Below are 11651 nucleotides of genomic sequence, written 5' to 3'. Positions count from 1 at the left end.
AAATTCTCCTTAGCGGTCCTTCCTGGTATTCGATATGTTTTTTTTCATTCTTTCAAGATAAGAGTACAGCATTTTCGTTTCTTCCTGGGTGAATCCCCGCAGCAGCGTCCGTTCCATCCTTTCCGCATCTTTGCACATAAGCCCTGCGATCTTCCTTGCTTTCTCCGTGAGAACAATCTTTTTCAGGCGCGCGTCCTGGGTGACTGCCTGCCGCTGGATCAGGTTTTTCCGCTCCATCAGGCTGAGTACCTTCGAAGCCGTCGACCGGGTTATGGTGAAACGGTCCTCCAAATCCTTCTGGTAGATCTCCCTGCCCTCATTCTCTGACAGGAAGCCGATGATCCATCCGTTGTTGCCGGTAACGGTTTCAATTTCTTTTTTATGGGAGGAAAACTCAAAATAGCGCCGGATCAGATTGTTCAGCGACCGAAGTTCCATTCCGATTCTTATTTTTCTCATTTCTCATTTCTTTCCTGTCCTTTTTGTCCAGTAATGTTGTATCTATGACAGTTTCATATACAACAGTATAATCAGAATCCGCCGTGCTGTCAAGCTCATTATTCAGAGATGACGAAGACTTTTTGTTCTTCGGGCGGAGCCGGGCTGAAAAGCAGGCAAGGGCGAACCACAGGCTTCTGCGGTTCGCCCTCTCTTGCAACAGGCATTTCATATTTTCGCCATTGTTATCCGCTACAGCTCATGGTAATAAAGGACAATGTCCTCATAGGTGCGGTCCTTCATCAGAAACCCCTTGGGCAGCAAGCCCAGTTGATGAAACCCCAATTTTTCGTAAAGATGCCTGGCATTGACGTTCGACTGAACCACGGCATTGAACTGCAATATTCTGAATCCAAGTCCGCTCCCCTGCTTCATGCTGTCAATCACAAGCTTTTCACCCACATGGCGGCCCCTGGCGTCACGACCGACAGCATAGCTTGCGTTTGCGATATGTCCGCATCTTCCTATGTTGTTGGGATGCAGGATGTACAATCCGATCACCTCCCGGGCGTCCGGATCTTCCGCAACGCCGCAGTAAGACTGCGCTTTAAAAAACTTTTCGCCGTCTTCCGCATCCAGAGGTTCGATCTGAGGAAAGGCGACGCCGTCATTGACAACCTGATTCCAGATTTTCACCATCTTCGATACATCGCTCTTTTCGTATTTTCGAATCAATATTTCCATATTGTACACTCTCCCAACCGTTAAAACTTGAGTCCGGCACGCAGCTTTGGAAACTTTCCGGCCGCACGTTTTTCAGTCCGCGATGATTCTCAGGCTGTCATTGACGCCAGAATTTTTGGAAATTCCACTGAAAAGATCACGGTGCAGAGGATCGCCGCCGTAGCGTCCGCGATCGCTTCCGCGGAATAGACGCCCATAACGCCCATGTAATGCGGCAGGATCAGCGCAAGCGGAATCAGCAGAATGACTTTTCGCAGCAGCGCGATAAAGACGGAAATTTTCGCCTGGTCCAGCGCGACGAACATATTCTGGCAGGCGCGCTGCAGGCCGAGAATGCTCATTCCGGCGAGGAATACCGGCATGACTTTCGCAACAACGCCGATCAGCGCCGCGTCGTCGGTAAACAGCCTCGCGATCGCGGACGGAAATAGAATCATCAAAAGGATCAGTGCAAAGTTGCAGGAGAACATGGTGGCCAGCAAAATCTTGAAACCCGCCTTCACCCGCTTCGGATTCCCGTGGCCGTAATTAAAACTGATAACCGGAATGACGCCCTGCGCAAACCCTGTCAGCGGCACGCTGACAATCTGCATGGCGCTCTGCATGACGGTCAGCGCGCTGACATAAATGTCGCCAAAATTCGCAAGGCTGCCGTTCAGTACAAATCCGATCAGGCTTTCCGTGCTTGCCATGATGAACGGGGAGACGCCGAGCGAAAACACCGAGCGGATCACCTTTCGGTCCGGCTTTAAATATTTCGGCCGGATCCGCAGGGAAGCACGTTTGGAAAACAGGAATGAGGTCACCCACACCGCGCTGCAGAACTGAGAGATCACCGTTGCAACCGCAGCGCCCGCCACCCCCATATTCAATACGAAAATAAACACCGGGTCCAGCGTGATGTTCAGAATCGCGCCGATCAGCACGGACCACATCGCAACGCCCGGCCTTCCCTGGCAGCTGATAAAATTGTTCAGGCCGATCGTGATCTGCACGAACAGGGTGCCGGTCAGATAAACGGAAAGGTATTCCGTCGCGTATCCGATCGTACGGTCCGACGCGCCGGTCAGGCGCAGGACCGGTTCCATGAAAAGATAGGACAGCGACACCGTTATCGCCGTGAAAGCCAGCAGCATGACAAAGCCGTTCCCAAGAATCTTTTCGGCGCGCTCACGGTCCCCTTTCCCGAGCGCAATCGAAGCAAGCGGCGCCCCGCCGCCGGCAACGATCTGAGAAAACGCGGAAATCAGAATGATAACGGAATTGGTAACGCCGACGCCCGCCAGAGCATCCGTCCCGGCCGCGGGGATATGGCCAATATAGATACGGTCAACAATGCCGTACAGCAGATTGATCAGCTGAGCCACAACGGACGGCAGTGCCATTTGAAAAATCAGCGGCAGCATGCGGCCCGTGCCAAGTCGTTCCTCATATTGGTTATTCAACGCTATGTATCCTCTTCCTATCGTCCTCGTATTTCAGCCAATTGAATTTTTTACTGCAATGCGCCGACAGGGGGAAAAATCGCGGCACACTCAGGAAACAATCCTTTTTACGTTTTATTATATTCCTGTAAAAAAGCGATGGCAATCCAAACCGTCTTTTTTTACAGGAAAAAATCAGCTTGCTTTCAGCGGAGAAATCCATGCCGGAAAAAAACAGCCTTGGGGACGGCTTCCGTCTCCAAGGCGCTTTTTACACTTTTGGTATGTTTCCGGGAGCTTAACAGCCCGAAAGGGAAAAAGTCACGGCCGCTTGATTCCGAGGCACAGGAGCAGAGAAACCACTGAAAAGACGAGAAGAACGGCGCACGGCAGCACATAGGAGCCGGTTGAAGCAACCAGCGAGCCGGCCAGCGTCGCGGTAAAGGAGGCCGGAATGAGCATGAGGTTGGCGACGCTGAAATTCACCGCCAAATGCTTCATCCCATAGAATGTTCCGACGAAAGCGGGGGTGATGGTGGGGGAACAGCCGTAAGAAACGCCGGTGAGGCAGATCCCCGCGATCCCAAGGGCAAGCGAACGGTTCAGGACCGAAACCAGCAGAACGGCGGCGGCCAGAATGGTAATGGCGCTCGTGGCGAGCATGGTGCGGCGGCGGCCCAGCGCATCGAACAAAAAGCCCGCAAAAATCCGACCCAGTCCGTTGCAGACCGACAGAACGCCGACGAGCGCGGTCGCCAGAGTCGCCGCGGCCCCGACGGACATGGTCAGGTCCCTTGCAAAGCTGATGACGGTGCTGCCAACCGCGCTCGTCGTGATGCAGAAGAGAAAAAACTTCCAAAAGGTCGCGCGCCGGACCATCTCGGCCGTGGTGTAATCCTTCCGCTCAAAATTTTCCTCCGGCTCCGCCTTTCGGGCCGCTTTCGGCTGCGGAAACCGCATGCCGGAAGGCGGGAGACGGATCATCAGGCCGGTCAGCAGGAGCACGGCCCCGATGGCGGCGCCCAGAATGAAATAGGTGTTTCTCCAGCCGACGGACCCCGCGCCGATCATTCTGCCGGCCAGGTTGCCCAGCAGCAGGGCACTGAGCCCGAAGCCCATCATCAGGAAGCCGGAGCACATCCCCCTCTTGTCCGGGAACCAGGCGCTGGTCGTTGAAATGACCGCGTTGTAGGCCATCCCGATTCCGAACCCGCCCATGCCGCCGTAAGAAAGGTACAGTAAGGCGATCCCGCCGCCCGACATGCGGGACACGATCATAAATCCGAAGAAGAACAGAAGCGCTCCCGCAATCACCGGAACTTTCGGGGACGTCCGTCTGGTCAGGTAGCCGGAAACCACGCCTCCGATGCAGAAAAAGCACATGGTCAGCGTAAAATTCAATCCCAGGCCGGACGGCGTCCATCCGAAGGCCTCGGCCAGCGGCGCTTTTAAAATCGACCAGGCATAGATGATTCCGGCGAACAGCATGCTGACCGTGCCGGCCAGCAAATAGACCCACCTCGCCGCGCAGGCGGCGGACGGATTTTCCTTTTTATCCATATTCTCTCCCCGTTTTCCCCGTCCTCCGCAACACTGCGGCGCGGTCAGAGCTTTATTTCAGGAGCTGCCCCGCGATGACCATCTGCTGCACCTGGGAGCTGCCCTCGTAAATGCTGGTGATACGGATATCGCGGTAGAGGCGCTCGATCTCGTATTCCTTGGAATAGCCGTAGCCGCCGTGGAGCTGCAGGGATTTGTTCACAATGTCAAAGGCGGACTCTGCGGCGTAATACTTGGCCATCGAGGCGGCCTTGGTGGCGTCCTGCTTGCTGTCCATCATCCAGGCGGCGTTGTAGGTGAGCATGCGGGCGGCGTTGAGCTTGGTCTCCATATCCGCCATCATGAACCGCAGGGCCTGGTTTTTCGCCAGCGGTTTGCCGAACTGGACACGTGCCTTGGTGTACTCCACGGCGAGGTCCAGCGCCTCCTGCGCAATGCCCAGCGACATGGAAGCGACACCGACGCGGCCGACGGACAGCGTCTTCATGGCGTTGATGAAACCCATATCGACTTCGCCGAGGATGCAGTCCGCCGGAACGCGGACGTCGTCCAGCACCACGTCGCTGACCGGCACGCCGCGCTGGCCCATCTTCTCCTCCGGTTTTCCCGTAGAAACGCCCGGCAGCTTCATGTCCACGAGGAAAGCGGTGATGCCCTTCGCGCCCTTCTCCGGACTGGTCTTGGCATAAACCGTGGTATAGTCTGCCACCGGAGCGAAGGTGATAAAGCACTTGCGCCCGTTCAGGATATAGTCGTCCCCGTCCTTCACGGCCTTGGTTGCCAGGGACGCGGCGTCGGAGCCGGCGCCCGGCTCGGTGAGGCCGAACGCGATGATGCTTTCTCCGGAAGCCACTCCCGGCAGATATTTCCGCTTCTGCTCTTCGGTGCCGGAAAGGATGATGGGCGCGGTGGAAAGGGAATTCGCGGAGGAGATGTAAATAGTGGCGGTGGCGCACTTTCTGGCCACTTCCTCCATCACGGAAACATAGCTGCGCATATCCATGCCCGACCCGCCGTATTCCTCCGGGATTTTCAGGCCGAGAAAGCCCATCCCGGCCATGGTCTCCACAACCTCCCGCGGAAACGCGTCGTTTTTGTCAACGTCGGCGGCGATGGGCGCCAGGGCCTTTTCCGCAAAGTCGCGGGCCATTTCGCGGATGTCTTCATGGTCTTCGGTAAAAAATGGGGTTTTCATTTTCATTTTTCCTCCTTACGTAATTCAAAATGGTTTATTCTGCCTGAACCGCTCCACCCTGGAGCCGCCGGACCGCCTTGCCTGTTTAACCGAACTTAAACCGGCCGCTTGTCGAGCTCTTCCATGATGGCAGGGATCACCTGATAAAGGTCCCCGACAATTCCGATATCGGCAATGTCGAAGATCGGAGCGTTTTCATTGGTGTTGACGGCGACGATCATCCCCGAATTCTGCATGCCGGCAACATGCTGAATCGCGCCCGATATGCCGCACGCAAAATAGATTTTCGGCTTCACGGTCGTCCCGGTCTGCCCGACCTGGTACGCGTGGTCGATCCATCCCGCGTCGACCGCGGCTCTGGAGGATGCGACCGTGCCGCCGAGCCGCTGCGTAAGCTGTTTCAGGAGTTGGAACCCTTCGGCATTGCCGAGACCCATTCCTCCGGATACGATGATGTCCGCGTCGGTGAGCGACACGGCTTCCCGCACAGTCTTAACGGCCTCCAGCACTTTAGTCCGGATATCCCCTTCGGCAAAATGCACGTCAAGCCGAATCAGCCCGCCCTTTCTGCCCGGTACCCTGACCGCCTTTTCCATCACGCCGGGGCGCACCGTCGACATCTGCGGCATGTGGCTGGGGCAGAGGATGGTGGCCATGAGGTTCCCGCCGAACGCCGGGCGGGTCTGCATGATTTTCTTGGTGTCCGGATTGATCTCAAGCTTTGTGCAGTCCGCCGTGAGGCCCGTCTGGCAGCGGACCGCAAGGCACGGGCCAAGATCCCGCCCGATGTGCGTCGCGCCGAGAAGCACGATCTCCGGCTTGTATCTTTCTATGGCTTCCTGAATGACTTTGGTGTATGCGTCGGTGGTATATTGTTTCAGCTCCGGCGCGTCGGCATAATAGACCTTGTCGGCGCCGTACTCGAAAAGTTCGCCCGCGAGCGGCTCCACCCCGGAGCCGCAGAGCACGGCGCAAAGCTCGCAGCCCAGGGCGCCGGCAAGTTTTCTCCCCTCGCCCAGCAGCTCCACAGCCACCTGCATCAGCTTTCCTTCCCGCTGCTCCGCAAAGACCCACACGTTGCGATAGGCGCCTAAATCCGCGGCCGCCCTGCCGTCCTCCGTCTTTTCGATCGCGTGAAACGGGCACGCTTCGACGCACTGGCCGCAGCCCGTGCAGGCGGGGCCGATCACGGCGATCCTGTTTTCCATCGTGATCGCCTCAAAAGGACAGGACTTCACGCATTTTGTGCATCCTCTGCATTGATCCTTTAATACTTCCACTGCCATGTCGATTTCATCCTCCTATGTTAGATCAGATGCTTTTCATCCAGTTTGCCGATCAGGGACTTCGCCATCTCGCCGACCGACCCCGCAAGCATCTCACCCTTCCCCTTCTGCGGCGGCGTGAAGGAGCGGAACACCTGCGTCGGGGAGGCGTTCAGCCCGCAGTCCTTCCCGTCAAGTCCCACCGCGGCATGATCCCACACCGCGATCTCCTTTTGATAGGCATCCACGATCCGGCCGACCGACATATATCTCGGCTCGTTCAATTCCTTGACGCAGGTGAGGAGGCATGGCGTTCTGACTTCGATCCTTTCGTATCCGTCTTCCATCTGTCTCTGGACCGTCGCTTTGCCGTCGCCCAGCCGGATGTCCTGAACATAGGTGACGACCGGGATCCCCAGGCGCTGCGCGACCTGCGGCCCCACCTGAGCGGTGTCGCCGTCGATGGCCTGACGGCCGGCGAAGATGATGTCCACGCCCGGCACCTTTCGGATTCCGGCCGCGATGGTGGTGGAAGTCGCGCAGGTGTCCGCCCCTCCGAACGCGCGGTCGCTCAGCAGATAAGCCTCATCCGCGCCCATCGCAAGACATTCCCTCAGCATATAGGCGGCCTGCGGCGGCCCCATGGTCAGTGCCGCGACCCGCGTGCCCGGGTCCCGGTCCTTGATCCGGAGCGCCGCTTCCAGCGCGTTGGCGTCGTCCGGATTCAGGATGCTGGGAACGCCCTCACGGATCAGGGTTCCCTTCACGGGATCGATTTTCACCTCATTCGTGTCCGGGACCTGCTTGACACATACCAATATCTTCATGTTCGCTTATCCCCCTTTTACTTCTTCAGCAGCTGCCTGCTGATGACGATCTCCTGGACCTGGCTGCTGCCCTCGTAGATCGTGAATACGCGGCAGTCGCGATACATCCTCTCCACCTTATAATCTTTGATGAAGCCGTATCCGCCGTGTATCTGCACCGCTTTGGCCGCGATCTCGTTGCAGACCTCGGAAGCGTAATATTTGGCCATGGACGCATTGAGTGTGGCGTCCTGTTTGGTGTCCATCAGATACGCCGCCTTGTAGGTAAGCTGCTTCGCCGCCTCAAGCTTGGTGGCCATCTCCGCGATCATAAACCCGATCGCCTGGAAGTCCCCGATCCGCCTGCCGAACTGCTTTCTTTCCTTGGCGTACTCGACCGCCGCGTCAAGACACCCCTGCGCGACGCCGATCGACTGGGCCGCGACGCCCAGGCGGCCGGTGTTCAGCGTCTTCATGGCGATTTTGAAGCCTTCCCCCTCTTCCCCGAGGCGGTCGGCTTCCGGCACGGCGACATTTTCCAAGATAATATCCGAAGTCGCGCATCCGACGATGCCCATTTTGTCCTCCGGCTTGCCGCAGCTCACGCCCGGCGCCTTCATATCGATCACGAACGCCGAAATCCCCTTGTTTCCTTTTTTCATATCGGTTTTTGCAAAGACGACGGCGTAGTCCGAAAGAGGAGCCATTGTGATAAAGCATTTGCGCCCGTTGAGGATGTAATGGTCCCCTTCCTTCACCGCGGAGGTCACCATCCCGCTCGCGTCGGACCCCGCTCCCGGCTCCGTGAGGGCGAACGCCAGCTTCTTTTTCCCGGTCACGACCGGGGTCAGGTATTTCGCCTTCTGTTCGTCGTTGCCCGCGAGGAGCAGCGGGCCGCCCGAAAGGGAGTTCGGAGTCGACACATAGATGCTGGCGATGCCCGACACCCTCGCGACTTCTTCCATCACCAGGACATAGGCCCGCGCGTCCGCGCCCTGCCCTCCCAGCTCCTTCGGGATCTTGATCCCGAAAAATCCGGCCGCGGCCATTTTATCGAGCAGCTCTTCCGGAAAAACTCCGGTCGCCTCCACCTGATCCAATACATCTTTAGTAAATTCTTTCTCGGAGAATTCGCTCGCCAACTTCCTGATCAATTCATGTTGCTCTGTAAAATACGCATCTGCCATATTTCTTTCCTCCTGCTGTAAATAAGGCCATCCGCCGTTTAGCTAAAATTTCATTTTCGCGCAGCCGCCGTCTTTCCGGACGCGTTTTTCTTCGCCGGCCATGGCCGCCGCTTTTGATTTCAGGCCCTTTAAATCGATTTTGCCGCTCGCATTCACTGGGAAACCGTCAAATTCTAAAATATAAGCGGGCATTTTATACCGCGCCAGCCGCGGCTTTAAAAAATCCACAAGTTCATCCTTGTTGATGCCGCACCCCTGCCTCGGTATGATGCACGCCGCGATCTCCTCCTGAAGCACGTCGGCCGGGACGCCCACGACCTTGACCTGATCCACCCATTTCAGCCTTTTGATGACTCTCTCTATTTCACGCGGAGAGATGTTCTCTCCGCCCCTGATGATCATTTCTTTCAGCCTTCCGGTGACGTGAAGCTCCCCGGAGCCGTCAAAGTTCCCGATATCTCCCGTCCTGAGCCAGCCGTCTTCGGTAAAGGCTCCGGCCGTCACTTCCGGAAGCCTGTAATACCCAAGCATCACATTGTACCCCTTCACCTGAATTTCGCCGTCGAGATCCCGCCCCAGAACGCCGCCGGTTTTGAGGTCGGCGATGCGCGCGCTGACATGGTCGATCAATCTTCCGGCGGACGCGCCCTTTTTTTCCCCGGGATCATCCCAGCCGGCGATCGTCACGCACGGCGAAGTTTCCGTCTGGCCGTACGAAGGCTGCAGATGCATCTGGGGGAACCTGCGGCAGATTTCCGCGTATTCTTCCGGCGTGACGGGGGAACCCGCGATGATGCCGGACCTGAGGGTGTCGGCGCGCCGTCCGCAATGCTCCGACTTCCGGATCAGCGCCAGGAACATGCTCGGGACGCCGTTCAGGATGGTGCAGCGCCCGCGTTCCAGCGCATCCCATACGTAGGCCGTTTTAAAGCAGGGCAGCAGGTCCATTTCCGCGCCGCTGAGCAGGCAGGCAAGGATTCCGGCCGTGATCCCGAAGCAGTGGAACAGAGGGACCGTAAGGCACATTTTATCGTCTTCCTTCCAATGCATGGCTTCGACCATGGCACGGGAATTGTTCACCAGGCTGTAATGGCTGAGAAGCACTCCCTTGGAGAAGGACGTGGTTCCCGAAGTAAAAATCATGCAGGCCGGATCCTCCGGTCTCACCGCTTTCTTTTTCCCTTCCACCCTTTTCAAATCGGCCGGCGGCGGAGGGGCGGTTCCGACAAGGCTGCCCGCCCAGGTTCCGGCTCCCTTTTCCCCAATGGGAATAAATTTTTTTACTCTCGCTGTTTTTCTCCTGATCCTCTCGATCAGGCTTTCATTGCCTGCACCGTAGTACAGGACCTCCACATCTGCGTAATTGAGGACGCGTGTGACCTCCGCGTCCCGAAAGCAGGTGTTGATCAGCACGGGCACGGCGCCGATCTTCGCAAGCGCCAGAAAAGCGAGCACCCAATCCGGACCGTTGGCGCACCAGATCCCCGCATGGGTCCCTTTTCCGACCCCGTCTTCTTCCATCCGGGCCGCGGCAAAGTCCGAAAACCGATCCAGCTGCTCAAACGTGCAGTGAAAGCCGCCCATTTCAATCGCTGTGCACCTTCCGCTGAGATGGACGCGCTCTTTTAAGCATTCGCCGATTGTTTTACTGATAAGTTCCATCGTTCTCACCTGCGGAATCGTGAATTCAAGCAAAACGGACCGTCTTCGAAGGGTCCGTCTCCATCGACAACAGTCCGTTTTGCCGCTTCACTAATCTCTACTTCTTATGTTCATCTTTCCAGACATACAGAGAACCCTTTTCCAACATATCCCTGACCTGCCCGTCATCGTATCCCAGTTCTTTCAGGATCTCCGGCCCCTGCTCGCCGATCATCGGCCCCGGCCTGTAATCCGGGACGCCCATTTCCTGGAACTTGACCGGCAGCCTGACCAGTCTTCTGATATGGCCGTTCGGGTATTTCATGTCGTAGAAGCAGTTGTTTGCCTCGGCCTGCTTGTCGTTCCTGATTTCCACCCAGTTCTGGGCAACGGAGAACGGAACGTCGGCCGCCACCAGAATTTCTTTCCACTCCTCGACGGTTTTCTTGCTGAACGCATCCATGACAATATCGTAAACCTCGGAAGTGAGGCCCTTCTCCTGGCAGGTCAGAATCGGGAAATAGTTCTCGCTGCCCACAAGATCCTCCCTGCCGACAGCCGTGATAAACGCCTTGTAGTATGTATTGTAATCCGGCATGCAGGTCTGAATGAAACGGTCGTCCTTGGTCCTCCACGCCGCATTGAAGGGGTTGGCGGATTTCCTGACGTCGATCGGGTACTGCTGCGCGATGCCTTCGTAATTGGAGGCCTCAACCATCATGCCCATGTTATAGATCGAGCTTTCAAAAAGGGATGTTTCAACCTTTTCTCCGACTCCTTTGATTTTTGCCTGATACAGAGCCGCCAGGATCCCGGCCGCCAGGTTCATACCGACATTGTGGTCGCCGAGCCCGGGGACAACGTTCATCGGGACGGTGCCTTTCTGGCGAAGCGAATCGAGATATCCGCCCCTGGCGAAAAACGCCGTGAAATCGAACCCCGGAAGGTTCCTGTCCGGGCCGTATTCGCCGTATCCGGTGCAGATGGCGTAAACCAGCTTCGGATACCTGCCCTTCAGGCTGTCATAGTCCAGTCCCAGCTTCTGGAGGGCCTGGACTCTCCAGTTGGTGATCAGGACATCGGCCGTGTCAAGGAGCTTGAAAAAAGCCTCTTTGCCGGCGGGGTCCTTCATATTGAGAGAGATGCAGCGTTTGTTGCCGTTCTCAAGGTCCCACGTGGTGTTCTCAACCATGTCGAGCGGCCTGCCCTCGGACGGCGCCGTATATCTGAGCGGGTCCCCTTTCGCCGCTTCAATCTTGACGACGTCGGCGCCGAGATCTGCCATAAACCGTCCGGCGGCCGCCGCCGCGATAAAATTCGCCAGTTCGACGACCCGGACTCCTTCCAACGGTTTGCTCATATTGATCTATCTCCTTGTATCATAAATGTAG

10 protein-coding genes are annotated in these 11651 nt (G+C 57.0%); all 10 read right to left on the bottom strand.

Annotated elements, in window-relative coordinates; all coding sequences use genetic code 11:
* Nucleotides 1–9 precede the first annotated feature (9 nt).
* The gene (locus VA597_RS01995; RefSeq protein WP_128741395.1) at nt 10–459 is read right to left on the bottom strand and encodes a MarR family winged helix-turn-helix transcriptional regulator; all 450 of its coding nucleotides are present in this window, start codon (nt 457–459) and stop codon (nt 10–12) included.
* A 231-nt stretch (nt 460–690) separates the two neighbouring features.
* On the bottom strand, nt 691–1182 hold the full coding sequence (locus tag VA597_RS01990) for a GNAT family N-acetyltransferase (protein ID WP_128741394.1): 492 nt from the start codon (nt 1180–1182) through the stop codon (nt 691–693).
* A gap of 89 nt (nt 1183–1271) precedes the next feature.
* Complete coding sequence (locus tag VA597_RS01985) at nt 1272–2627, bottom strand: MATE family efflux transporter (protein WP_128741393.1); 1356 nt, start codon at nt 2625–2627, stop codon at nt 1272–1274.
* Nucleotides 2628–2927: 300 nt separating this feature from the next.
* A complete protein-coding gene (locus tag VA597_RS01980; RefSeq protein WP_128741392.1) occupies nt 2928–4166 on the bottom strand; it encodes an MFS transporter in 1239 nt (412 codons plus the stop codon).
* A gap of 52 nt (nt 4167–4218) precedes the next feature.
* Entirely contained in the window at nt 4219–5361 is a 1143-nt protein-coding gene (locus VA597_RS01975) for an acyl-CoA dehydrogenase family protein (protein WP_128741391.1), read from the bottom strand.
* Between the two features lie 95 nt (nt 5362–5456).
* Nucleotides 5457–6647 carry an electron transfer flavoprotein subunit alpha gene (locus VA597_RS01970; RefSeq protein WP_128741390.1) on the bottom strand — a complete coding sequence of 397 codons (1191 nt, stop codon included), beginning with the start codon at nt 6645–6647 and terminating at the stop codon, nt 5457–5459.
* A 20-nt stretch (nt 6648–6667) separates the two neighbouring features.
* Nucleotides 6668–7453: an electron transfer flavoprotein subunit beta gene (gene etfB, locus VA597_RS01965; protein WP_128741389.1), complete on the bottom strand. Its 786-nt coding sequence runs from the start codon at nt 7451–7453 to the stop codon at nt 6668–6670.
* A gap of 17 nt (nt 7454–7470) precedes the next feature.
* The gene (locus VA597_RS01960) at nt 7471–8619 is read right to left on the bottom strand and encodes an acyl-CoA dehydrogenase family protein (RefSeq protein WP_128741388.1); all 1149 of its coding nucleotides are present in this window, start codon (nt 8617–8619) and stop codon (nt 7471–7473) included.
* Between the two features lie 42 nt (nt 8620–8661).
* A complete protein-coding gene (locus VA597_RS01955) occupies nt 8662–10281 on the bottom strand; it encodes a class I adenylate-forming enzyme family protein (protein ID WP_128741387.1) in 1620 nt (539 codons plus the stop codon).
* A 97-nt stretch (nt 10282–10378) separates the two neighbouring features.
* Nucleotides 10379–11620: a CaiB/BaiF CoA transferase family protein gene (locus tag VA597_RS01950; RefSeq protein ID WP_128741386.1), complete on the bottom strand. Its 1242-nt coding sequence runs from the start codon at nt 11618–11620 to the stop codon at nt 10379–10381.
* Nucleotides 11621–11651: the final 31 nt, after the last annotated feature.

The organism is Caproicibacter sp. BJN0012, from assembly GCF_035986805.1.
Lineage (GTDB): Bacteria > Bacillota > Clostridia > Oscillospirales > Acutalibacteraceae > Caproicibacter.
The sequence above is the reverse complement of the archived record's forward strand: the minus strand, read 5'-3'. Positions and strand labels throughout refer to the sequence as shown.